The following is a 23,366-nucleotide window of genomic DNA, read 5'->3' as shown; positions in this document are numbered from 1 at the left end:
TATAGATGATCCGGCACGGCCCTGAAGTTTTTTTCCATACAGGCAAAACTTACCAGGCAAAACAGTGGTCTATGCCTGACAGATACTTATTTCTTCAGAGGTTGTACGGTAAATGACAGCAGTACTGGTCGGACAGTTTCATGCACGGGACGCCGAGGGCCGCATCTATCCCGTTCATGAGTTCCAGGAAGCCACCCTGCAGGCCGACGGAAGCGCCGCATCCCTGCCCATTACCACCTACAAGCTGGCAATCGGTGACCGGGTCAACCACCTGGGTGAAGACCGTTTTGAGCTGGTCCAGAGTGGCGTGGAAATCATCCGCATTCCTTGAGCCCGCTCAGGCCTTGATGCAATCGACGGTATAGACCCGTCCCTGCGCTGTGGTTTCATGCTGCAACCCATGGACATCGGCGACAAAACCGGGAAAGCCGCTGTCGAAGGCAGCAGCAAAGGCCAGGTAGTCAATGATCGAACGGGTCGCCTCGGTAAAGCGCTCCCCCGGCATGATCAACGGAATGCCCGGCGGATAGGGCACCAGCATCACCGCAGCGATGCGCCCGAGTAACTGCTCGATCGGCACCGCCTCGACCTCCCCGCGCACCATCCGGTCATAGGCATCGGCAGGTTTCATCACCACTTCCGGCAAACGCGTGAACAGGCGCTTGAGTTGCTTGGCCGTGGCATTGCTGCGGTAGCAGGCGTGCAACTGGTCACACAGGTCGCGCAGGCCCAGGCCCTGGTAACGCACTGGATCGAGCTGGGCGACGCAGGGCAGGCATTCGAGCAGGCGGGTGTTGGCATCGTAGTTGCGCTTGAACTCAAGCAACTCGGTCAGCAGCGTGCTCCATTTACCCTTGGTGATGCCCATCGAGAACAACACCAGGAAGGTGTAGAGCCCGGTCTTTTCCACCACCAAGCCGCGCTCCCAGAGAAACTTGCTGACCACCGCGGCCGGAATGCCGTGCTCACTCAAGGCGCCGCCGGCACTGAGCCCGGGCATCACCAGGGTGACCTTGATCGGGTCGAGCAGCACGTAATCGTCACTGACATCAGCGAAACCGTGCCAGTCGGCCTGGGGCTGCAACAGCCAGTCTTCGGTGGCGAGCCGCCGTGCACCGTCCGCCAGCGGCGGCTGCCAGATGCTGAACCACCAGTCATCAGCGGCCATGTGCTCACGCAGGTTGGCCATGGCCCGGCGAAAGCTCAGCGCCTCATCGAACATTTCCTGCAGCAAGGAGCGCCCGGCCGGGCCTTCCATCATCGCCGAAGAGACATCCAGCGAGGCGAGGATGCTGTACTGCGGCGAGGTGGAAATATGCATCATGAAGGCTTCGTTGAAGCGGTCGCGGTCCAGCTGGCGGGCGCCGCCGTCCTGCACATGGATCATCGACGCCTGGCTGAAGGCAGCCAGCAGCTTGTGGGTCGAGTGAGTGCTGAACACCAGCGGGCTGTCGGCACTGCGCGAAGTGCCCATGGCGTAACGCCCGCGGAAGAACTCATGAAACGCCGCGTAGGCATACCAGGCCTCATCAAAATGCAACACCTCGACACTGTTGCCCAGTTCCTGCTTGATCAGCTCGGCGTTGTAGCACAAGCCGTCATAGGTGGAGTTGGTCACCACCGCCAGCTTGACCCTGGGCGGACGGCCACGGGCCAGGGGGTTGGCGCTGATCTTGGCGGCAATCGAGGCCTGGCTGAATTCGCTCAGCGGGATCGGCCCGATGATCCCCAGCTCGTTGCGCTCCGGGCACAGGTACAAAGGGATGGCCCCGGTCATGATGATCGCGTGGACCACCGATTTGTGGCAGTTGCGGTCGACCAGCACCAGGTCATCTCGACCGACCATCGAGTGCCAGACAATCTTGTTGGCGGTGGAAGTGCCATTGATCACAAAAAAGGTATGGTCGGCACCGAAATTCTTTGCCGCCCGCGCCTCGGCGGCCGCCAGCGGCCCGGTGTGATCGAGCAGCGAGCCCAGCTCAGGGACCGACACCGACAGGTCCGAACGCAGGGTGTTCTCGCCGAAGAACTGGTGAAAGGCCTGGCCGACCGGGCTTTTGCGATAGGCCACGCCACCGCCATGGCCGGGGGTGTGCCATGAGTAGTTCGATTGCGCGGTGTGCTGCACCAGCGCCTTGAAAAAGGGCGGCAGCAAGCCATCCAGATAACTGTGCGCGGCCCGCGCCACCTGGCGGGCGAGAAACGGCACGGTGTCTTCGAACAGGTAGAGAATGCCGCGCAGCTGGTTCAGCTCGCTCATGACATCGGCAGGGGCATTCTCCAGGGTCACCTGCTCGCCCAGGGCGAAGATCGGCAGGTGCGGTGCACGCACCCGGGCCAGGCGAATCAGTTCGACCATGTTCTGTAAAAGGTGAGTGTTTTCGCCAGCGCCTTCGGCAGCAATCAGCATGCACGCCAGGCCGTGATGGGTGGCGGCGACCAAGCGGCCTTCGGCGTAATCGACGGCCGGCAGGATGGTGAAGCCGTCCTGGGCCAGCTCCTGGGCAATTGCGCGAACACGCTCGCCAGCGACCGTATCGGCCTTGATGTCGCGATGCACGATGAGGACGGGGAACTTGAGGTCCTTGTACATGGGCGGGCGCTTCCTCCGGGTGACAGCTCTGTCACCTCAGGGTAGAAGGTCGCCAGCGCCCCTGCGCGGCAAATTGCCTCAGTTTGCTTCGGACAACTGCTGCCACAGCGCCGGGCCACCGGCGGACTTGGCGATGGCTTCCAGACGCGCCATGTGCAGCTCGAGCTCCTGCTCGCTGGCGCGAATGATCCGCCCCGGCTGGCGACTGGCAGGCAGGCGGCGAATTTCGCTGCCGCGGTTGTCGTCGCCCTCCTCTTCGCCATCGGCACCGTGGCCGGCCAGCGACAGGCTGGTCTGGCCACCGGTCATGCTCAGGTAGACGTCGGCCAGCAGCTCGGAGTCGAGCAGTGCGCCGTGCAGCTCACGGCCGGAGTTGTCGACACCATAGCGTTTGCACAACGCATCGAGGCTGTTGCGCTGCCCCGGATGACGCGAGCGGGCCATCATCAGGGTGTCGAGAATGGTGCAGTGCTGGGAGATGTCGGCGCGATCGTGCTGACCGAGCAAAGCGAATTCGTTGTTGATGAAGCCAACGTCGAACGCCGCGTTGTGGATGATCAGCTGGGCGCCCTGAATGAACTCGAAGAATTCATCGGCGACTTCAGCAAAGCGCGGTTTGTCGAGCAGGAAGGAGTCGGTGATGCCGTGGACGCCAATGGCGCCCTCGTCACTCTCGCGGTCCGGCTGCAGGTAGACGTGGAAATGGCGCCCGGTCAGGCGCCGGCCCATCAGCTCGACACAACCGATCTCGATGACCCGGTGGCCGTCAGTCACCGGCATACCGGTGGTTTCGGTGTCGAGGACGACCGACCTGTTGTTCTGAATCTCCACGCCGATGGTCTCCTGCCGCGTACAGTCTGGTGAAAAGCCGGCCATTCTACCTCAGCTCAAGGGCGAGTGGCGGCCGGTGTAGTCAACGCAGACCACGGACCTCGTCAACACCGCGGTTAGCCAGTTGATCGGCACGCTCGTTGCCATGATGGCCAATATGCCCGCGGACCCATTTCCAGGTCACTTTGTGCCGGCCCACCTGTTCATCGAGCAACTGCCAGAGGTCGGCGTTCTTTACCGGTTCTTTGGCGGCGGTTTTCCAGCCGCGTTTTTTCCAGTTGACCATCCACTCGGTGATGCCTTTCATCACGTACTGGGAGTCGGTGACCAGCAGCACTTCGCACTCGCGCTTGAGCGCTTCCAGGCCCTTGATCGCCGCCATCAGTTCCATGCGGTTGTTGGTGGTCTCGCGTTCGCCGCCCCACAGCTCCTTTTCGACGCCCTTGCACACCATCAGCACACCCCAGCCGCCCGGGCCGGGGTTGCCCTTGCAGGCACCATCGGTGAAGATTTCGACGCTATCGCTCATTTACAGCCTTTTTCATCAATGATTTGGCCCCGCGCCCAGGGGGCCCGGAACTCAGGGTTCGGAATGGCGCCGGTTGACCTTGGCCATCGGCAGCGGCAGCAGTTTGCCCATCGGCTCGCGGCGCTCCAGGCGCAGGGGCCGCAGGCCGACCACCATCTTGCGCGCCACCAGCAGGTAGACACCGCCACCAGCACTCTGCCAGCCACCGGCGATCCGCTCCCAGCCGGCCAGGCGCTGTTGCCAGGCGGGGGATGCGAGCGGCGGACGATAGCACCCGAAGCGGCGTTTCTCCAGCGCGAAACCCAGCAGGTTGAGCCAGTCGCCAACCCGCGACGGGGAAATGCAGCGCGCCTTGCGCAAGGCATCATGGGCGAACACCCGGCGTACGCCCCAACTGCTCCAGGGGTTGATGCCGACGATCAGCAAATGACCACCCGGGCGCACACTGCTGGCGGCCTCGCGCAGCAGGCCATGGGGCGACAGGCTGAAGTCCAGGCCATGTTGCAGCACCACGACGTCGGCGGCATGTTCGCTCAGTGGCCAGGCCTGTTCTTCACAGACGATCTCGACCCCGGGCAGCGGCGCGCCGAGGCGCACGTTACGCTGCACCTGCGGGGCCTTGGGCGGTGCTTCGGCGCAGGGGCCGTAATGCACCAGGTAACCGCCGAAGTAACGCCCCAGTTCCTCTTCGAGCAGGCGTTGCTCTTCTTTGAGCATCATTTGCCCCAACGGGCCGGCGAACCAGTCGCGGGCCAGGCTGATCAGCTCCAGCCACTGCGGATCGGCCTGGGCGAAGGCTTGATCGGTCATTGCAGTCTCCCTTGAAGGTTCTCGACAGCGCGCATAGCTACTAAGATGCACCCATGTCCACCGTTTGGCGAATCGCACCATGATACAGATCGATGCCCTGCCCGCTTTCAACGATAACTACATCTGGTTGTTGCAAGATGCTGCCAACCAGCGTTGCGCGGTGGTCGATCCAGGCGATGCCGCGCCGGTCCTGGCCTGGCTTGAGCGCCATCCCGGCTGGCAACTGAGCGACATCCTCATTACCCATCACCACCACGATCATGTCGGTGGCGTCGAGCAGCTCAAGTCGCACACCGGCGCGACCGTCTACGGCCCGGCCCACGAGCGCATCCCTGGCCGTGACCAGGCCCTGGAGGAAAACGCCAGCGTGCGCGTTCTGGGCCTGGATTTCCAGGTTATCGCGGTGCCTGGACACACCCTGGGACACATTGCCTATTATTGCCCGCAAACAACCACCCCGGTGCTGTTCTGCGGCGACACCCTGTTCGCCGCCGGTTGCGGGCGCCTGTTCGAGGGCACGCCGGAGCAGATGCACCACTCCCTGCAGCGCCTGGCCGCGCTGCCCGCCGCCACCCTGGTGTATTGCACCCACGAATACACCCTGAGCAACCTGCGCTTCGCCCAGGCGGTGGAGCCTGAAAACCCGCACATTGCCCAACGCTTCGCCGACGTTACCCAGCTTAGGGCACAAGATCGCATCACGTTGCCATCAACCCTGGCCCTGGAAAAGCTCACCAACCCCTTTCTGCGGACCACCGAAACATCCGTTAAAGAAAAACTAGACGAACGGAATGGCAAGATATACCCCACGCCAAGTGCTGTTTTTGCTGGGTTGCGTGCTTGGAAAGATACGTTCTAAACAGCCGCTGCTGGTGACGGAAAGTTCTGAAAGGTTGACCGTTGGGGGGCCGCTTTCTAGAATCCCCCGACATTTTTGCCCGGAACTTCGTCCCAGCCAATGTCGTCCACTAGCCGCAGAACCTTCAATTCCGTCGCCCTGACGCGCCTGGCCCAAGCCAGTGCGCTGGCCCTGGCCGCCACCCTCGTGGGCTGCCAGAGCACCCGTCAAGTCGACGAATCCGACAGCGTTCGCGCGCACAACTACCAGGCCCGGGCCAAGCAGAAGCCGTTGGTCGTACCGGTCAAGCCGGTCGTCGAGCAGGCCCCCCAGGACGTCTGGGAGCGCATGCGCCAGGGCTTCGTACTGCAGGACGGAGTTGCGGTCAACCCGCGCATCGAACAGCAACGCCTGTGGTTCGCCAGTAATCCTTCGTTCCTCGAAACCGCCGGCGACCGTGGCAGCCTGTACATCCACTACATCGTCGAACGCCTCGAAGAGCGCAACATGCCGCTGGAGCTGGCGCTGCTGCCGGCAATCGAGAGTGCCTACAACCCCATGGCCTACTCCCGGGCCCATGCGGTGGGGCTGTGGCAGTTCATTCCGTCCACCGGGCGTTACTTCAACCTGCGCCAGACCCGCTTCTACGATGGCCGTCGCGATATCACCGCCTCGACCAACGCCGCGCTGGACTACCTGACCCGCCTGCACGACATGTTCAACGGCGACTGGCTGCTGGCCCTGGCCGCCTACAACGCCGGTGAAGGCACGGTCAGCCGCGCCATCGAGCGCAACGAGAAGCTCGGCCTGCCAACCGACTACTGGAACCTGCCGCTGCCGCAGGAAACCCGCGACTACGTGCCCAAGCTGCTGGCCCTGTCGCAGGTGGTGATGACGCCGCAAGCCTATGGCGTCAACCTCAACCCGATTGCCAACGAGCCCTACTTCGAAGCCGTGGCGATCAAGGACCGCCTCGACCTGTCACGGGTCGCAGCCCTGGCCGAGATCGACGAAGACGAACTGTTCCAGCTCAACCCGGCCTTCAAGAAGCGCATGACCGTCGACGGCCCGCAGCAACTGCTGGTGCCGACCGCCAAGGCGCAACTGCTGACCGCTTCGCTGTCGAACATGAAGCCTGAAGAGCTGCTGACCCTGCAGCCGAAAAAGGCCGTGTTCGAAGCTGCCATGGCCGAAGCGGCGCCGCGCACCACCACAACCCGTAACAGCCGTTACCGGGTCAAGCGTGGCGACAACCTGGCCAGCATCGCCAAGGCCAACAAGGTCAGCGTCAAGGACTTGCAGCGCTGGAACAAGCTTTCCGGCAAGAACCTCAAGGCCGGCCAGACCCTGGTGATGCAGAACGCCCAGCCGGTTGGCGCCAAGAACCAGAAGAAATCCACCCAGTACAAGGTGCGCAAAGGCGACTCGCTGTACCTGGTGGCCAAGCGCTTCAACGTCGAGATGCAGCATCTCAAGCGCTGGAACCCACGCAGCGGCCACGCCCTCAAGCCAGGCCAGACCCTGACCGTCTACCTCAACCATTGAGGTTCGTGCTCCGGTCACTGACCGGAGCCACCTGCCCCGCCCCACGCGGCACTCTTTTTCCAGTCGATACAAGCTGTTACTGTAGCTGGAATAAAGCCCAAGCCGCCTGGATCGGATCTCGACTTGATACGTCCCCTCCTGTTGCTGTCACTCAGCCTGGCCTTGAGCTTTCCCGCGGGCGCAACAATCAGCGAAAGCCACGGTTACGCCCAGTTCGGCACGCTCAAGTATCCAGCCAAATTCACCCACTTCGACTGGGTCAATCCGCAAGCGCCCAAGGGCGGCACCTTGCGCGCCATGGCATTTGGCACCTTCGACACCCTCAACCCCTACACCTTCAAGGGCTCAAGCCCGGTCACCACGCCGAACTTCTTGCAGTACGGGGTGAGCGAGCTGAACGAAACCCTGATGGTCGGCACCGGCCAGTACGACCCCTCCGGTGATGAGCCCACTTCAAGCTATGGCCTGATCGCAGGCTCGGTCGAGTACAGCGAAGACCGCAGCTGGGTGGTGTTCAACCTGCGCCCCGAAGCGCGCTTTCACGATGGCAAGCCGATTACCGCCAGCGACGTGGCGTTCTCCTATCGCACCCTGCTCAAGGAAGGCCATCCGATCTACCGGACCAACCTGCAGGAAGTCAAACGCGTCGATATCCTCAACCCGCGACGCATCCGCTTTGTCTTCAAGCGCGCCGGCAACCCGCTGCTGATCCTGCGCCTGGGCGAGATGCCGGTGCTGCCGGCACACTACTGGAAAGGCCGCGACTTCAAGGCCACCACCTTCGAGCCGCCTTTGGGCAGTGGCCCCTACCGCATCACCCAGGTGCAGCCCGGGCGACGCCTGGTGTTCGAGCGGGTGAAGAACTACTGGGGCAAGGACCTGGCGGTGAACCGCGGCAAGTACAACGTCGACCGCGTCGAGTACGAGTTCTATCGCGACAGCGCAGTGGCCTTCGAAGCCTTCAAGGCTGGTGAGTTCGACATCTACATCGAGCACCAGGCGAAGAACTGGGCCAACGGCTACAACTTCCCGGCGGTGCGCCGCGGCGATGTGATCAAGGCACAGATCCCGCACAAGATCCCGACCCAGACCCAGGGCCTGTTCATGAACAGTCGCCGGGCGACCTTCAGCGATGCGCGGGTTCGCCAGGCACTGGGGCTGATGCTCGACTTCGAGTGGACCAACCGCGCCCTGTTCAGCAGCGCCTACCAGCGCGCCACCAGTTACTACCCCAACAGCGAATTCGCCGCCAGCGGCCTGCCGGTGGGCAAGGAGTGGCTGCTGCTGGCGCCCTACCGCAAACAACTGCCTGCGGCGCTGTTCACCGAGCCCTATTCGGTGAGCCACACCGACGGCCGAGGGATCAACCGCCAGACCTTGCGCCAGGCCCTCGAGCTGCTCGGCCAGGCCGGCTGGAAGCTCAATGGCCAACGCCTGCTCAACAGCGCCGGGCAACCCTTGAAGCTGGAACTGTTGCTGGTCAATCCGAACCTTGAACGGATCCTGCAACCTTATGTCGAAAATCTCGCCAGCATTGGCATCGAAGCACGCTTGCGCACGGTAGACCGGGCCCAGTACAAACAACGCCTGGACCAGTTCGACTTCGACATGATTCTGATGACCCTGAACCAGACCCTGAGCCCGGGCCTTGAACAATGGCTGTACTTTCACTCAAGCCAGGCCTCGACCAAGGGCAGCAAGAACTATGCTGGCGTGAAAGACCCGGTGGTCGATCACCTGCTCGACACCCTGCTGGCCGCCCAGAGCCGTGAAGACCAAGTGGCCGCCGCCCGCGCCCTGGACCGGGTGCTGCTGTGGCAGTACTACATGATTCCCAACTGGTATCTCGACAACCACCGCCTGGCCTACCGCAATCGCTTTGCCTTTGTGGCCACGCCGCCCTATACCCTGGGGCTCAACAGCTGGTGGATCAAGCCTTCGGAGAAAGCCCAATGATGCCAATGTCCCGCCTGCGCCTGAAGGCCTGCGCACTGCTGCTGGCCTGCCTCGGTGGCCAGGCACTGGCTGCACCGCAACACGCCGTGACCCTTTACGATGAAGCGCCGAAATACCCGGCAGGCTTCAAGCACTTTGACTACGTCAACCCCGACGCACCCAAGGGCGGCACCTTCCGCCAGGCCGGCTTCGGCGGCTTCGACAGCCTCAACCCGTTCATCAACAAGGGTGTTTCCGCCGATGACATCGGCCTGATCTACGACACTCTGATGACCCAAAGCCTGGATGAGCCCTTCACCGAGTACGGCCTGGTCGCCGGCAAGATCGAGAAAGCTCCGGACAACAGCTGGGTACGCTTCTACCTGCGCCCCGAAGCACGTTTTCATGACGGCCAGCCGATGCAGGCTGAAGACGTGGTGTTCACCTTCAACACCCTGATCAAGCACGGCGCACCGCTGTACCGCGGTTACTACGCCGACGTCGCCGAAGTGATCGCCGAAGATCCGCAGCGGGTATTGTTCAAGTTCAAGCACAGCAACAACCGCGAGCTGCCGCTGATCCTCGGCCAGTTGCCGGTATTGCCCAAGCACTTCTGGGAAAACCGTGAGTTCACCAAGGGCAACCTCGAAGTTCCCCTGGGCAGCGGCCCGTACAAGGTCGCCGAGGTCAAGCCGGGGCGTTCGATTCGCTACGAGCGGGTCAAGGACTACTGGGGCAAGGACCTGGCGGTCAATCGCGGCTTTTACAACTTCGACGAGATGACCACCGACTATTACCGCGACAGCGCCGTCACCCTCGAAGCGCTCAAGGCCGGCCAGTTCGACTACCGCCTGGAAACCGCCGCCAAGAGCTGGGCCACCGCCTACGACGTGCCAGCCGTACGGCAGAAACGCCTGATCCTCGAAGAGCTGCCCAACGGTAACCCGACCGGCATGCAGGGCTTCGTCTACAACATCCGCCGCCCGCTGTTCCAGGATGTGCGGGTACGTGAAGCGCTGAGCCTGTTGCTGGACTTCGAATGGACCAACAAGCAGCTGTTCAACGGTGCCTACACCCGCACCCGCAGCTACTTCGAGAACTCCGACATGGCCGCCACCGGCCTGCCCGACGCCGCCGAACTGAAAATTCTCGAACCGCTGCGCGGCAAGATCCCCGACCAGGTGTTCACCCAGCCCTTCGCCAACCCGGTCACCGATGGCAGCGGCATGATCCGCGAACAGCAGCGCAAAGCCTACAAGCTGCTGCAGGACGCAGGCTGGCGCATCGTCGACGACAAGATGGTCGACGCTCAGGGCAAGCCAGTGTCGATCGAGTTTCTCCTGGCCCAGACCGAGTTCGAACGCATCCTGCTGCCGTTCAAGCGCAACCTCGCCGACCTGGGCATCGACCTGGTGATTCGCCGGGTCGATGTTTCGCAGTACATCAACCGCCTGCGCTCACGGGACTTCGACATGATCGTCGGCGGCTACCCGCAGTCCAACTCGCCGGGCAACGAGCAACGCGAGTTCTGGCAGAGCGCCGCCGCCGACAACCCCGGCAGCCGCAATTTCATCGGCCTGAAGGACCCGGCCATCGACACCCTGGTCGAGCAGTTGATCAACGCCGATTCGCGACAAAGCCTGATCGAGCATTCGCGCGCCCTCGACCGGGTGCTGCAATGGGGCTTCTACGTGATCCCCAACTGGCACATCAAGACCTGGCGCGTGGCCTACTGGAACCACATCGGCCACCCCAAGGTGTCGCCCAAATACGACATCGGCATCAACACCTGGTGGATCAAGCCGGATGTCGAGCCGGTGGTGCCGCTGAACCCGGCGCCCGAGGCGCAAGCGGCCGAAGGGGCGAAATAGCATGCTGGCCTATATCTTTCGCCGTTTGCTGCTGATCATCCCGACCCTGCTGGGCATCCTGATCATCAACTTCATCATCATCCAGGCCGCCCCAGGCGGCCCGGTCGAGCAGATGATCGCCAAGCTTGAAGGCTTCGAGGGCGCCACCAGCCGGATTGCCGGAGGGGGTGCCGAAGTCTCGGTGGCCGGCTCCAACTACCGCGGCGCCCAGGGCCTGGACCCGGCCCTGATCAAGGAAATCGAGCAGATGTACGGCTTCGACAAATCGGCGCCGGAACGCTTGTGGATCATGATCAAGAACTACGCCCACCTGGATTTTGGCGACAGCTTCTTCCGTGATGCCAAGGTCATCGACCTGATCGTCGAGAAGATGCCGGTGTCGATCTCCCTGGGGCTGTGGAGCACGCTGATCATGTACCTGGTGTCGATCCCCCTGGGCATCGCCAAGGCCACCCGTCACGGCAGCCACTTCGACGTCTGGACCAGCTCGGCGATCATCATCGGCTACGCCATTCCGGCGTTCCTGTTCGCCATCTTGCTGATCGTGCTGTTTGCTGGCGGCAGCTACCTGGACTGGTTCCCGCTGCGCGGCCTGACTTCGAACAATTTCGACGAGCTGAGCACCGCCGGCAAGCTGCTCGATTACTTCTGGCACCTGGTGCTGCCGGTCACCGCCCTGGTGATCGGCAACTTCGCGACCATGACCCTGCTGACCAAGAACAGCTTCCTCGACGAGATCAACAAGCAGTACGTGGTCACCGCCAAGGCCAAGGGCCTGAGCCCTAACCGCGTGCTCTACGGCCATGTGTTTCGCAACGCCATGCTGCTGGTGATCGCCGGTTTCCCGTCGGCGTTCATCGGTATCTTCTTCACCGGCTCCCTGCTGATCGAGGTGATCTTCTCCCTCGATGGCCTGGGCCTGATGAGTTTCGAGGCGGCGATCAACCGCGACTACCCGGTGGTCTTCGGCACCCTGTTCATCTTCACCCTGCTCGGGCTAGTGGTGAAGCTGATTGGCGACCTGACCTACACCCTGGTCGACCCACGTATCGACTTCGACAGCCGGGAGCACTGAGATGAACCTGTCACCTCTGAATCGCCGGCGCTTCGAGCGCTTCAAGGCCAACCGCCGCGGCTGGTGGTCGCTGTGGCTGTTCCTGATCCTGTTCGGCCTGAGCCTGGGCGCCGAGCTGATCGCCAATGACAAGCCACTGGCCGTGCGCTACGACGGCCAATGGTATTTCCCGGCGCTCAAGCGCTATCCGGAAACCACCTTCGGCGGCGAGTTCCCGCTGGAAGCCAACTACAAGAGCCCGTACATCCGCGAACTGCTCGCCGCCAAGGACAGCTTCGTGCTGTGGGCGCCGATCCCGTTCAGCTACCAGAGCATCAACTACGACCTCAAGGTCCCGGCCCCCGCCCCGCCGTCGGCGCAGAACTGGCTGGGCACCGACGACCAGGGCCGCGACGTGCTGGCGCGGGTCATCTATGGTTTCCGTATCTCGGTGCTGTTTGCCCTGACCCTGACCATCCTCAGCTCGATCATCGGCGTGATCGCCGGTGCCCTGCAGGGTTTTTACGGCGGCTGGGTGGACCTGGCCGGGCAACGCTTCCTGGAAATCTGGTCGGGGCTGCCGGTGCTGTACCTGCTGATCATCCTCGCAAGCTTCGTGCAACCGAACTTCTGGTGGCTGCTGGGGATCATGCTGCTGTTCTCGTGGATGAGCCTGGTGGATGTGGTGCGCGCCGAGTTCCTGCGCGGGCGCAACCTTGAGTACGTGCGCGCGGCACGGGCGCTGGGCATGCAGAACGGCGCGATCATGTACCGGCATATCCTGCCCAACGCGATGATTTCGACCATGACCTTCATGCCGTTCATTCTCACCGGCGCCATCGGCACCCTGACCGCCCTGGACTTCCTCGGCTTCGGCCTGCCGCCCGGCGCGCCGTCGCTGGGCGAACTGGTGGCCCAGGGCAAGTCCAATCTGCAAGCGCCCTGGCTGGGCATGAGCGCGTTTGCCGTGCTGGCCTTGATGCTCAGCCTGCTGGTGTTCATCGGCGAGTCCGCCCGCGATGCCTTCGACCCGAGGAAATGAGATGAGCAAGCAAACCTTGATCGAAGTCCGTGACCTGGCCGTCGAGTTCGTCACCGGCGATCAATCCCAGCGGGTGGTCGAAGGTGTCAGCTTCGACATCCGCCGCGGCGAAACCCTGGCCCTGGTCGGTGAAAGCGGTTCGGGCAAGTCGGTGACGGCGCACTCGATCCTGCGCCTGCTGCCCTACCCGCTGGCCCGCCACCCGAGCGGCAGCATCCTGTTCGAAGGGCAAGACCTGCTGACCCTCGACGAGAAAAAGATGCGGCGCATACGCGGCAACCGCGTGGCGATGATCTTCCAGGAGCCGATGACCTCACTCAACCCGCTGCACAACATCGAAAAGCAGATCAACGAGATCCTCCTGCTGCACAAGGGCCTGCGCGGCAAGGCGGCCACCGAGCGCACCCTGGAGCTGCTGGCGATGGTCGGCATACCCGAGCCGCACAAACGCCTCAAAGCGCTGCCACACGAGCTCTCAGGCGGCCAGAGGCAGCGTGTGATGATTGCCATGGCCCTGGCCAACGAGCCTGACCTGCTGATCGCCGACGAACCGACCACGGCGCTGGACGTCACCGTGCAGTTGAAGATCCTCGAGTTGCTCAAGTCCCTGCAGGCACGCCTGGGCATGGCGCTGCTGCTGATCAGCCACGACCTCAACCTGGTCAAGCGCATTGCCCACCGGGTCTGCGTGATGCAAAAGGGCCAGATCGTCGAGCAAGCCGACTGTGATGCACTGTTCCGCCACCCCAAGCATCCCTACACGCAGATGCTCCTCGGTGCCGAGCCCAGCGGTGGCCCGGCTGGCAACCCGCCCGGCGCGCCGATGCTGCAGGTCGAGAACCTGCGCGTGTGGTTCCCGATCAAGAAGGGTCTGTTGCGACGCACCGTCGATTACGTCAAGGCGGTGGACGGCATCAACTTCGACCTGCCCCAGGGCCAGACCCTGGGCATTGTCGGCGAAAGCGGTTCGGGCAAGTCGACCCTGGGGCTGGCGATCCTGCGCCTGCTGGGCAGCCAGGGCAGCATCCGCTTTCAGGGCACGAGCCTTGAGCACCTGACCCAGCAGCAGGTGCGCCCGCTGCGCCGGCAGATGCAGGTGGTTTTCCAGGACCCGTTCGGCAGCCTCAGCCCGCGCATGTGCGTCAGCGACATCGTCGGTGAAGGCCTGCGCATCCACCGCATGGGCAGCGCCGCCGAGCAGGAGCAGGCAATCATTGCCGCCCTGCAAGAGGTCGGCCTTGATCCGCAGGCGCGGCACCGTTACCCGCACGAGTTCTCTGGCGGCCAACGCCAGCGCATCGCCATTGCCCGGGCACTGGTGCTCAAACCGGCGCTTATCCTGCTCGATGAGCCGACCTCGGCCCTGGACCGCACCGTGCAGCGCCAGGTGGTCGAGCTGTTGCGCTCATTGCAGAGCAAGTACAACCTCACCTACCTGTTCATCAGCCACGACCTGGCGGTGGTCAAGGCGCTCAGCCACCAGTTGATGGTGGTCAAGCAAGGCCAGGTGGTGGAGCAAGGGGTGGCGGCGGACATCTTTGCCGACCCGCAGCATGCGTATACCCGGCAGTTGCTGGAGGCGGCGTTTCTGGTGCCAGCTGCCGCTCAGTAGCCTCTTCGCGGGGCAAGCCCGCTCCTACAAACCGGCGGGAGCGGCGGTGCGGCGACCCGACTTGCCCCGCGATGAAAACAGAAAAGGCCGCATAAGCGGCCTTTTCTGTTTCAAGCATCCAGCACTCAGTAGCGAGTGATATCCGCTTTGGCTTCCAGCTGCTTGCGGTATGCCGCGAAGTCCTGCTGGCCGGCGCGCGAAGCGAGGAAGCGGCGGTAGCTCGCTTTCTCTTCTTCAGTGGCCGCTGTGCCTTCGTTGACGCCGTTCAGACGCAGTACCACCAGGCTACCATCGTTAAGGGCGACGCTGGCGTACACCGGCTTGTCCTTGGCTTCAGGCTTGCTCATACGGAACAGTGCCTGCAGCTCGACCGGGTCGATACCGTCCTGGCTACGCGATACCGCCTCCTGAACCTTCCAGGCCTGACCGTCCTGGCTGGCCGCCAAGGCAATCTTGCCATCGCGCAGACCGGCGATCAGGGCATCGGCCTTGGTCTTCAGGGCAGCAGTCGCCTGCTCTTTGGCCAGGTGCTTGCGGATGCTCTCGGAGACCACTTCAAGGCCCAGTTGCTCAGGCTTGCGGTGTTCCTTGACGCGCAGCACCACGATGGTTTCCGGATCCAGCTCGATCGCCGTGCTGTTGGAGCCTTCTTCCAGCACTTCAGTGCTGAATGCCGCCTGGATCACCGCGCGGTTGGCAGTGATGCCTTCGCCGCCTTCACGACCGAACGCTGGCGAGGTATGCACCTTCAGGCCCAGTTCCTGCGCCGGCTGGGCCAGGTCGGAGGCTTCGAAGGCCGAGTCTTCGAGCTGCTTGGTCACTTCGACAAAGCGCTGTTCGACCTGCTGGGTTTTCAGCTCACGAGTCAGCTTGTCTTTCAGGCTGTCGAAGCTTGGCACTTCAGGCGCCTGCACATCGAGCAGCTTGATCAGGTGGAAACCGTATTCGGTACGCACCGGGCCCGAGACCTGGTCCTTGTTCAGCGCATACAGCGCGTCTTCGAAGGCCGGATCATAAACGCCCTGGCCGGCATAACCGAGGTCACCGCCATTGCTGGCCGAGCCCGGGTCCTGGGAGAACTCCTTGGCCAGGGTGGCAAAGTCTTCGCCCTTGGCCAGGCGCGCCTGGATTTCTTCGATCTTGGCCTTGGCCTGCCCCTCGTTCACCTTGTCATTGATTTCAACAAGAATGTGCGCGGCATGCCGCTGCTCGGCCAGGTTGGCGATTTCTTTCTCGTACAGCGCCTTGAGCTCGTCCTGGTTGACTTCAACCTGGTCGAAGAACGCGGATTTCTTCAGCTCGATGTAGTCGATGACGACCTGGTCGGGGCTCATGAACTCCTTGGCGTGTTCGTCGTAGTGCGCCTTGATCTGCTCGTCGGTAACCTTGACCGCGGCCGGATCGGCCTTGAAGGTCAGCGAAGCGAAATCACGGGTCTGTTTTTCCAGACGGGCAAAAGCGTCGACCTGGTCGTCGGTAACAAAACCGCTGCCGGCAAGGCCGGTGCGCAGTTGGCCGATGAGCATTTCCTGAGCCAGCATTTCGCGGAACTGCAGACGGCCGTAGCCCATCTGGCGAATGACCTGATCGAAGCGCTCGGGGCTGAACTTGCCGTCCACCTGGAACTCAGGGGTTTGCAGGATCAGTTGGTCGAGGGCAGCTTCGGAGAAAGCGAACTTGGCGTCTTCGGCGCCTTGAAGCAGCAACTTGCGATCGATCAAGCCCTTGAGCGCGGCTTCACGCAGCATTTGCTCGTTGAGCATGGCCGGATCGAAATCCTTGCCCAGCTGTTGCATCAGCTGTCGACGTTGCATGTCGACGGCCTGGCTCAGCTCGTTCTGGCTGATCTTGTCGCCATTGACCTTGGCAGCGTCCTGGCTGTGGGTGGTGGCCTGGAAGATGGCATCGAAGCCGGTCAGTGCCATCAAGGCTACGATGACACCGATGATGGTCTTGGCAATCCAACCTTGTGAATTGTCCCTGATATTCTGCAGCATGCGTCCCCCAGAAACGGTTGTACTGAATGAACCAACCGTGGAGCGTGGGTAGAGTCCTGATAGAAGAAAGGCGCATCCGAGGATGCGCCTTCTCGTAACTGGCCGAGCGCCGGGAACCTGGTATCAGGCCTCCCGGCGCTCGGCAGCCGGACCAGGCGTGAGCCCGGCTCGGTTAGGCGTGAGCCTGAAGGAAGCGACTTAGTTGACGGCTTCTTTCAGAGCCTTGCCAGCCTTGAAGCCAGGCTTCTTGGCGGCAGGGATTTCCAGAGTCTTGCCGGTTTGCGGGTTGCGGCCGGTGCGAGCTGGACGGTCGGTGACCGAGAAGGTACCGAAACCTACCAGTACCACGGAGTCACCTGCCTTCAGGGCGCCGGTGACGGATTCGATTACTGCGTCCAGCGCTTTGCCAGCGGCAGCTTTCGAAATATCAGCAGATGCGGCGATAGCGTCAATCAGTTCCGACTTGTTCACTCTAAGTCCCCTTATATCTCTATTGAGTTTGTTTCTAAGTATGTAATGAAAAGCTAAACGAGCGCTGGGTGGCCTGTTGACACTTAAGTGCCGCTTTATAACAAGGGCCTGAAAATACTGTCAAGAAAGCCCCCCAGCCAAATACGTACTAATGTGTGCTGATTCTTTCCTTGGAATCGCTGTCGCGCTTTTCATCCTTGGCGACAATCTCCGGAGCCACATCGGGCAAGGGCTCCGGGGCGTATTGCAGCGCAATTTGGAGGACTTCGTCAATCCATTTGACCGGTTTAATCTGCAGATCCTGCTTTATATTCTCAGGAATTTCCTTCAGATCACGCACATTCTCTTCCGGAATGATCACCGTCTTGATTCCACCCCGGTGCGCGGCCAGCAGTTTTTCCTTCAAACCACCGATTGCCAGCACCTGACCACGCAAGGTGATCTCGCCGGTCATGGCCACATCGGCACGCACCGGGATCTGGGTCAGGGCCGAAACCAGGGCGGTGCACATGCCGATACCGGCACTTGGACCATCCTTGGGCGTGGCGCCTTCGGGCATGTGGATGTGGGTATCGCGCTTCTCGTGGAAGTCGGCAGGAATCCCCAGGCTGCGGGCGCGGCTGCGCACCACGGTTTGCGCGGCAGTGATGGACTCGACCATGACGTCACCGAGCGAGCCGGTCTTGATCAGCTGACCCTTGCCCGGAATCACTGCAGCTTCGATGGTCAGCAGTTCGCCGCCCACCTGGGTCCAGGCAAGGCCGGTGACCTGGCCAACCTGATCCTGCTGCTCGGCCAGGCCGTAGCGGTACTTGCGCACGCCCAGGTAGTGCTCGAGCTGCTCGCCAGTAACCTTCACCGCCACCTGCTTGAGGCCGGCGTGCTCCTTGACCACCTTGCGGCAGATTTTCGCGATCTGGCGCTCCAGGCCCCGCACGCCGGCTTCGCGGGTGTAGTAGCGGATGATGTCGCGGATCGCCGAGACGTCGATCTCCAGCTCGCCCTTTTTCAGGCCGTTGGCCTTGATCTGCTTGGGCGACAGGTACTTGACCGCGATGTTGATCTTCTCGTCCTCGGTATAACCCGGCAGGCGGATGACTTCCATCCGGTCCAGCAAGGCTGGCGGGATGTTCATCGAGTTCGAGGTGCAGAGGAACATCACGTCCGAGAGGTCGTAGTCGACTTCCAGGTAGTGATCGTTGAAGTTATGGTTCTGCTCGGGGTCGAGCACTTCCAGCAACGCCGAGGCCGGATCGCCGCGCATGTCGCTGCCCATCTTGTCGATTTCGTCGAGCAGGAACAGCGGGTTGCGTACGCCAACCTTGGTCATTTTCTGAATCAGACGACCGGGCATCGAACCGATATAGGTACGGCGGTGACCGCGAATCTCGGCCTCGTCGCGCACGCCACCGAGGGCCATGCGTACGAACTTGCGGTTGGTGGCACTGGCGATCGACTCGGCCAGCGAGGTTTTACCCACGCCAGGCGGCCCGACCAGGCACAGTACCGGACCACGGATCTTTTTCACCCGTTTTTGCACTGCGAGGTACTCAAGGATGCGCTCCTTGACCTCCTCCAGGCCGTAATGGTCGGCGTCGAGAATTTCCTCGGCCTTGGCCAGGTCCAGACGCACCTTGCTCTGCGCCTTCCACGGCACCTGCACCAGCCAGTCGAGGTACGAGCGCACCACGGTGGCTTCGGCCGACATCGGCGACATCTGCTTGAGCTTGTTCAGCTCGGCCTGGGCCTTGGCGTAGGCGTCCTTCGGCAGGCCGGCAGCGTCGAGACGCTTTTTCAGCTCCTCGACTTCGTTGTGACCTTCTTCGCTGTCGCCGAGCTCTTTCTGAATGGCCTTCATCTGCTCATTCAGGTAGTACTCGCGCTGGCTGCGCTCCATCTGTTTCTTGACCCGGCCACGGATACGCTTCTCGACCTGCAGCAGGTCGATTTCGGCATCCAGCAGCGCCAGCACGTGTTCGACACGGGCCGACAGGTCGAGGATCTCGAGGATTTCCTGCTTCTGCTCGATCTTCAGCGCCATGTGCGCTGCCATGGTGTCGACCAGGCGCCCGGGCTCATCGATGCTGTTGAGCGACGACAGGACTTCAGCCGGGACTTTCTTGCCCAGCTGAACATATTGTTCAAATTGTGACAGCAAGCTGCGGACGAAGACTTCAGACTCGCGCTCGGCAGCCTGGGATTCGTCGATCAGCGAAACTTCGGCACGAATGTGGCCGTCGACTTCGTTGAAACGCTCGACCGCACCGCGCTGTTCGCCTTCGACCAGCACCTTGACGGTGCCATCGGGCAGTTTCAGCAGTTGCAGGACGGTGGCAATGGTACCGACGCGGTACAGGGCGTCTTCGCCTGGATCGTCGTCAGCGGGGTTCTTCTGGGCCAGCAGGAGAATCTGCTTCTCGCCCGTCATCGCGGCCTCAAGGGCCTCGATGGACTTCTCGCGCCCCACGAACAGTGGGATGACCATGTGCGGATAGACGACGACATCGCGCAATGGCAAGAGAGGCAAGTCGAGGGTGGTCTTCATGATTTCGCCTCTACAGCGGCCTTATGGCCGGAAACCGATGGATTTTGAGCGTGGAGTTAATGTGGGGGCAGGCCCGCAAAAAAACAAGCTCTGCGACAGGAAAAGCAAAGGGGCCCGAAGGCCCCTTGCTTGAATCGAGCCGCGTGGCGACTCAGACGTCGGGTGCAGCCTTGGCTTGCGGCTCGCTGTTCTCGTAGATCAACAGCGGCTGCGAAGAACCATCGATGACGCTCTCGTCGATCACCACCTTGCTGACATCCTTCTGCGAAGGAATCTCGTACATGGTGTCGAGCAGGATGCCTTCGAGGATCGAACGCAGGCCACGGGCCCCGGTCTTGCGCTCCAGGGCCTTGCGGGCCACGGATTTGAGCGCATCACTGCGGAACTCCAGGTCCACGCCTTCCATTTCGAACAGCTTGGCATACTGCTTGGTCAGGGCGTTCTTCGGCTCGGTCAGAATCTGCATCAAGGCAGCTTCGTCGAGCTCGTCGAGGGTCGCCAGAACCGGCAGACGACCGACGAACTCCGGGATCAGACCGAACTTGACCAGATCGTCAGGCTCGACTTCACGCAGCGACTCGCCAACCTTCTTGCCTTCCTGCTTGCTGCGTACTTCGGCACCAAAGCCGATGCCGCCGCGGGTGGAACGCGCCTGGATGACCTTTTCGAGGCCCGAGAACGCACCGCCACAGATAAACAGGATGTTACGCGTATCGACCTGCAGGAATTCCTGCTGCGGGTGCTTGCGGCCACCTTGCGGCGGTACCGAAGCGACCGTGCCTTCGATCAGCTTGAGCAGCGCCTGCTGCACGCCCTCGCCCGAAACGTCGCGGGTGATGGACGGGTTGTCCGACTTGCGCGAGATCTTGTCGATTTCGTCGATGTAGACAATGCCCATCTGGGCCTTTTCCACGTCGTAGTCGCACTTCTGCAGCAGTTTTTGAATGATGTTCTCGACGTCCTCACCCACGTAACCGGCTTCGGTCAGGGTGGTGGCATCGGCGATGGTGAACGGTACATTCAACAGACGCGCGAGGGTTTCGGCGAGCAGGGTCTTACCCGAGCCCGTCGGACCGATCAGCAGGATGTTACTCTTGCCGAGCTCGACGTCGTCGTTCTTCTTGTCGCGTTGATTCAGGCGTTTGTAGTGGTTGTACACCGCTACCGCCAGTACCTTTTTCGCACGTTCCTGACCAATGACGTACTGGTCCAGGATGGTGCTGATTTCTTTCGGCGAAGGCAGTTTATGCGCGCTGCTCTCGGCCTGGGCTTCCTGCACCTCCTCACGGATGATGTCGTTGCACAGGTCGACGCACTCGTCGCAGATAAATACCGAGGGGCCGGCAATCAACTTGCGCACTTCGTGCTGGCTTTTGCCGCAGAAGGAGCAATAGAGCAATTTGCCGTTGTCCTCGCCGTTACGGGTGTCAGTCATTCGATCGATCCAATCCGGTAGGCTTGCAACACAAGATGAAGGCAATTGCGGGCTTTTTCAAGTCCGCAGGTAGGCGCAATGCGCGCCCGCCTGCTCTGGCACCCGGATTCAGGAGGCCAGTTGCCGCTTGTCGTAGACCGAGTCGATCAGGCCGTATTCGGCTGCGCGCTCGGCGCTCATGAAATTGTCGCGCTCAGTATCGCGCTTGATGGTCTCCAGGTCCTGACCTGTGTGGTAGGCCAGCAGCTCGTTCAGACGCGACTTGATGGAGAGGATTTCCTTGGCGTGGATCTCGATATCCGTGGCCTGGCCCTGGAAACCGCCCAGTGGCTGGTGAATCATCACCCGCGAGTTCGGCAGGCAGTGACGCTTGCCCTTGGCACCTGCGGCCAGCAGGAAGGCGCCCATGCTGCAGGCCTGGCCGATGCAGATGGTCGAGACGTCCGGCTTGATGAACTGCATGGTGTCGTAGATCGACATGCCGGCAGTCACCGAACCGCCCGGCGAGTTGATGTAGAGATGGATATCCTTGTCCGGGTTTTCCGCTTCAAGGAACAGCATCTGCGCCGCTACCAGGTTGGCCATGTAGTCCTCTACCGGGCCGACCAGGAAGATCACCCGCTCCTTCAGAAGGCGCGAGTAGATGTCATAGGCGCGTTCGCCACGAGCGGATTGCTCGATAACCATCGGGACCAGGCCGCCTGCGGCCTGGATGTCAGAGCTCTGCTGATAATAAGAATTGCGGGACATGTCCTGCACTCACTCCCAAATAGTCATGTCTTGAATACGCACAAGCCAGCTCGAAGGCTGGCTTGTGGTGTTTTCCTACGAAGCTGGCGTATTACTCAGCGGCGGCAGGTGCCTGGGCTGGTTTTACGGCTTCTTCGTACGAGACCGATTTGTCGGTCACAGTCGCTTTCTGCAGAACAGTATCCACAACTTGTTCTTCCAGCACAACCGAACGAACTTCGTTCAGTTGCTGGTCGTTCTTGTAGTACCAAGCGACGACCTGCTCAGGCTCTTGGTAAGCCGAAGCCATTTCCTGGATCATTTCGCGAACGCGGTCTTCGTCCGGCTTCAGTTCGTTCTGCTTGACCACTTCGGCGACGATCAGGCCCAGCACGACGCGGCGCTTGGCTTGCTCTTCGAACAGCTCGGCCGGCAGTTGCTCAGGCTTGATGTTGCCACCGAACTGCTGAACGGCTTGAACGCGCAGGCGGTTCACTTCGTTTTCCAGCAGGGCTTTCGGGACTTCGATCGGGTTGGCAGCCAGCAGGCCGTCCATTACCTGGTTCTTGACCTTGGTCTTGATCGCCTGACGCAGTTCACGCTCCATGTTCTTGCGAACTTCGGTGCGGAAACCTTCCAGGGTTGCTTCCTTGATACCGAACTGGGCGAAGAACTCTTCGGTCAGCTCAGGCAGCTTTGGCTCGGCAACACTGTTGACGGTAACGGTGAACTCGGCAGCTTTGCCAGCCAGGTCCAGGTTCTGATAGTCCTCGGGGAAGGTCAGGTTCAGAACGCGCTCTTCACCGGCCTTGGCGCCGACCAGGCCTTCTTCGAAGCCCGGGATCATGCGGCCGGAACCCAGTACCAGCTGGGTGCCCTTGGCCGAACCGCCAGCGAACACTTCATCGTCGACCTTGCCGACGAAATCGATGTTCAACTGGTCTTCGTTCTGGGCAGCGCGGTCAGCGGCTTCGAAACGCACGTTTTGCTTGCGCAGCACTTCGAGCATGTTGTCCAGGTCGGCGTCAGCCACTTCGGCGCTCAGGCGCTCGACGGCGATCGAGTCGAAACCGGCAACGGTGAACTCAGGGAATACTTCGAAAATGGCGACGTATTCGAGATCTTTGCCCTTTTCGAACGATTTTGGCTCGACGGCAGGGGCGCCAGCCGGGTTCAGCTTCTGCTCGACCACGGCTTCGTAGAAGGAAGCCTGGACCAGGTCGCCGAAGGCTTCCTGACGGGCGGCGTCTTCGTAGCGCTGACGGATCACGCTCATCGGCACTTTGCCAGGACGGAAGCCTGGGACCTTGGCGCGACGGGCAGTCTGTTGCAGACGCTTGTTGACTTCGGTCTCGACGCGCTCGGCCGGAACGGCGATGGTCATGCGGCGCTCGAGAGCAGAAGTATTTTCAACAGAAACTTGCATGGATATTCCTCGTTGCACAGACGTTAGCCGGCGATACCCGACTCCAGAATCAAGGGCAAGCATTCTAGTGGCTCAAAGACCAGAAGTCACCCCGTTCAGGACG

Annotated in this window: 18 protein-coding genes; 8 read left to right on the top strand and 10 right to left on the bottom strand. The window is 61.7% G+C overall.

Going from position 1 to position 23,366, the window contains the following annotated elements; all coding sequences use genetic code 11:
* The first annotated feature begins 112 nt into the window (after window positions 1-112).
* Window positions 113-331, top strand: coding sequence for a hypothetical protein (locus LOY34_RS08965; RefSeq protein ID WP_038996154.1), 219 nt, complete (start codon window positions 113-115; stop codon window positions 329-331).
* 6 nt (window positions 332-337) lie between these two features.
* Here LOY34_RS08965 and LOY34_RS08960 read toward each other — a convergent pair whose 3' ends face one another.
* From LOY34_RS08960 to LOY34_RS08945, 4 genes are all read right to left on the bottom strand, one after another.
* Entirely contained in the window at window positions 338-2,593 is a 2,256-nt protein-coding gene (locus LOY34_RS08960; RefSeq protein ID WP_195883458.1) for an Orn/Lys/Arg decarboxylase N-terminal domain-containing protein, read from the bottom strand.
* Between the two features lie 78 nt (window positions 2,594-2,671).
* Window positions 2,672-3,469 (bottom strand): DNA polymerase III subunit epsilon, encoded by a 798-nt coding sequence (dnaQ, locus tag LOY34_RS08955; RefSeq protein ID WP_082075525.1) that lies wholly within the window; start codon window positions 3,467-3,469, stop codon window positions 2,672-2,674.
* A gap of 37 nt (window positions 3,470-3,506) precedes the next feature.
* Window positions 3,507-3,953: a ribonuclease HI gene (rnhA, locus tag LOY34_RS08950; RefSeq protein WP_045202106.1), complete on the bottom strand. Its 447-nt coding sequence runs from the start codon at window positions 3,951-3,953 to the stop codon at window positions 3,507-3,509.
* Window positions 3,954-4,004: 51 nt separating this feature from the next.
* A complete protein-coding gene (locus tag LOY34_RS08945; RefSeq protein ID WP_045202108.1) occupies window positions 4,005-4,763 on the bottom strand; it encodes a class I SAM-dependent methyltransferase in 759 nt (252 codons plus the stop codon).
* Between the two features lie 79 nt (window positions 4,764-4,842).
* On the opposite strand from LOY34_RS08945, the gene gloB reads away from it, so the two are divergent.
* The 7 genes from gloB to LOY34_RS08910 all read left to right on the top strand — a co-directional run bounded on the left by gloB (window position 4,843) and on the right by LOY34_RS08910 (window position 14,660).
* On the top strand, window positions 4,843-5,622 hold the full coding sequence (gloB, locus tag LOY34_RS08940; protein WP_195883456.1) for a hydroxyacylglutathione hydrolase: 780 nt from the start codon (window positions 4,843-4,845) through the stop codon (window positions 5,620-5,622).
* A gap of 99 nt (window positions 5,623-5,721) precedes the next feature.
* On the top strand, window positions 5,722-7,146 hold the full coding sequence (locus tag LOY34_RS08935) for a LysM peptidoglycan-binding domain-containing protein (RefSeq protein WP_195883455.1): 1,425 nt from the start codon (window positions 5,722-5,724) through the stop codon (window positions 7,144-7,146).
* A gap of 126 nt (window positions 7,147-7,272) precedes the next feature.
* Window positions 7,273-9,102: an extracellular solute-binding protein gene (locus LOY34_RS08930; protein WP_195885971.1), complete on the top strand. Its 1,830-nt coding sequence runs from the start codon at window positions 7,273-7,275 to the stop codon at window positions 9,100-9,102.
* Entirely contained in the window at window positions 9,099-10,952 is a 1,854-nt protein-coding gene (locus LOY34_RS08925; protein ID WP_195883454.1) for an extracellular solute-binding protein, read from the top strand. Before LOY34_RS08930 ends, LOY34_RS08925 begins: the two co-directional genes overlap by 4 nt.
* 1 nt (window position 10,953) lies before the next feature.
* A complete protein-coding gene (locus LOY34_RS08920) occupies window positions 10,954-12,027 on the top strand; it encodes a microcin C ABC transporter permease YejB (RefSeq protein ID WP_045202116.1) in 1,074 nt (357 codons plus the stop codon).
* A gap of 1 nt (window position 12,028) precedes the next feature.
* Window positions 12,029-13,048 (top strand): ABC transporter permease, encoded by a 1,020-nt coding sequence (locus LOY34_RS08915; RefSeq protein ID WP_045202118.1) that lies wholly within the window; start codon window positions 12,029-12,031, stop codon window positions 13,046-13,048.
* 1 nt (window position 13,049) lies between these two features.
* Complete coding sequence (locus LOY34_RS08910) at window positions 13,050-14,660, top strand: ABC transporter ATP-binding protein (protein WP_258664590.1); 1,611 nt, start codon at window positions 13,050-13,052, stop codon at window positions 14,658-14,660.
* Between the two features lie 125 nt (window positions 14,661-14,785).
* Here LOY34_RS08910 and LOY34_RS08905 read toward each other — a convergent pair whose 3' ends face one another.
* The 6 genes from LOY34_RS08905 to tig all read right to left on the bottom strand — a co-directional run bounded on the left by LOY34_RS08905 (window position 14,786) and on the right by tig (window position 23,263).
* Window positions 14,786-16,657, bottom strand: coding sequence for a SurA N-terminal domain-containing protein (locus LOY34_RS08905; protein ID WP_195883452.1), 1,872 nt, complete (start codon window positions 16,655-16,657; stop codon window positions 14,786-14,788).
* Between the two features lie 198 nt (window positions 16,658-16,855).
* Window positions 16,856-17,128, bottom strand: coding sequence for an HU family DNA-binding protein (locus tag LOY34_RS08900; protein ID WP_045202124.1), 273 nt, complete (start codon window positions 17,126-17,128; stop codon window positions 16,856-16,858).
* A gap of 148 nt (window positions 17,129-17,276) precedes the next feature.
* Entirely contained in the window at window positions 17,277-19,673 is a 2,397-nt protein-coding gene (gene lon / locus LOY34_RS08895) for an endopeptidase La (RefSeq protein ID WP_045202125.1), read from the bottom strand.
* A 151-nt stretch (window positions 19,674-19,824) separates the two neighbouring features.
* A complete protein-coding gene (clpX, locus tag LOY34_RS08890; protein WP_010224368.1) occupies window positions 19,825-21,108 on the bottom strand; it encodes an ATP-dependent Clp protease ATP-binding subunit ClpX in 1,284 nt (427 codons plus the stop codon).
* A gap of 108 nt (window positions 21,109-21,216) precedes the next feature.
* The gene (clpP, locus tag LOY34_RS08885; protein WP_010224369.1) at window positions 21,217-21,858 is read right to left on the bottom strand and encodes an ATP-dependent Clp endopeptidase proteolytic subunit ClpP; all 642 of its coding nucleotides are present in this window, start codon (window positions 21,856-21,858) and stop codon (window positions 21,217-21,219) included.
* A 91-nt stretch (window positions 21,859-21,949) separates the two neighbouring features.
* Entirely contained in the window at window positions 21,950-23,263 is a 1,314-nt protein-coding gene (tig, locus tag LOY34_RS08880; RefSeq protein WP_258664587.1) for a trigger factor, read from the bottom strand.
* Window positions 23,264-23,366: the final 103 nt, after the last annotated feature.

It is taken from the genome of Pseudomonas sp. B21-009 (assembly GCF_024749345.1).
Lineage (GTDB): Bacteria > Pseudomonadota > Gammaproteobacteria > Pseudomonadales > Pseudomonadaceae > Aquipseudomonas.
Note: the sequence above shows the minus strand (reverse complement) of the source record. Positions and strands in the feature narration are given on the sequence as shown.

What these genes read in the sequence shown, in the direction of transcription:
- LOY34_RS08965 (WP_038996154.1), top strand. Translation starts at nt 113, where the DNA reads ATGACAGCAGTACTGGTCGGACAGTTTCATGCACGGGACGCCGAGGGC.
- LOY34_RS08960 (WP_195883458.1), bottom strand. Translation starts at nt 2,593, where the DNA reads ATGTACAAGGACCTCAAGTTCCCCGTCCTCATCGTGCATCGCGACATC.
- dnaQ (WP_082075525.1), bottom strand. Translation starts at nt 3,469, where the DNA reads ATGGCCGGCTTTTCACCAGACTGTACGCGGCAGGAGACCATCGGCGTG.
- rnhA (WP_045202106.1), bottom strand. Translation starts at nt 3,953, where the DNA reads ATGAGCGATAGCGTCGAAATCTTCACCGATGGTGCCTGCAAGGGCAAC.
- LOY34_RS08945 (WP_045202108.1), bottom strand. Translation starts at nt 4,763, where the DNA reads ATGACCGATCAAGCCTTCGCCCAGGCCGATCCGCAGTGGCTGGAGCTG.
- gloB (WP_195883456.1), top strand. Translation starts at nt 4,843, where the DNA reads ATGATACAGATCGATGCCCTGCCCGCTTTCAACGATAACTACATCTGG.
- LOY34_RS08935 (WP_195883455.1), top strand. Translation starts at nt 5,722, where the DNA reads ATGTCGTCCACTAGCCGCAGAACCTTCAATTCCGTCGCCCTGACGCGC.
- LOY34_RS08925 (WP_195883454.1), top strand. Translation starts at nt 9,099, where the DNA reads ATGATGCCAATGTCCCGCCTGCGCCTGAAGGCCTGCGCACTGCTGCTG.
- LOY34_RS08920 (WP_045202116.1), top strand. Translation starts at nt 10,954, where the DNA reads ATGCTGGCCTATATCTTTCGCCGTTTGCTGCTGATCATCCCGACCCTG.
- LOY34_RS08915 (WP_045202118.1), top strand. Translation starts at nt 12,029, where the DNA reads ATGAACCTGTCACCTCTGAATCGCCGGCGCTTCGAGCGCTTCAAGGCC.
- LOY34_RS08910 (WP_258664590.1), top strand. Translation starts at nt 13,050, where the DNA reads ATGAGCAAGCAAACCTTGATCGAAGTCCGTGACCTGGCCGTCGAGTTC.
- LOY34_RS08905 (WP_195883452.1), bottom strand. Translation starts at nt 16,657, where the DNA reads ATGCTGCAGAATATCAGGGACAATTCACAAGGTTGGATTGCCAAGACC.
- lon (WP_045202125.1), bottom strand. Translation starts at nt 19,673, where the DNA reads ATGAAGACCACCCTCGACTTGCCTCTCTTGCCATTGCGCGATGTCGTC.
- clpX (WP_010224368.1), bottom strand. Translation starts at nt 21,108, where the DNA reads ATGACTGACACCCGTAACGGCGAGGACAACGGCAAATTGCTCTATTGC.
- clpP (WP_010224369.1), bottom strand. Translation starts at nt 21,858, where the DNA reads ATGTCCCGCAATTCTTATTATCAGCAGAGCTCTGACATCCAGGCCGCA.
- tig (WP_258664587.1), bottom strand. Translation starts at nt 23,263, where the DNA reads ATGCAAGTTTCTGTTGAAAATACTTCTGCTCTCGAGCGCCGCATGACC.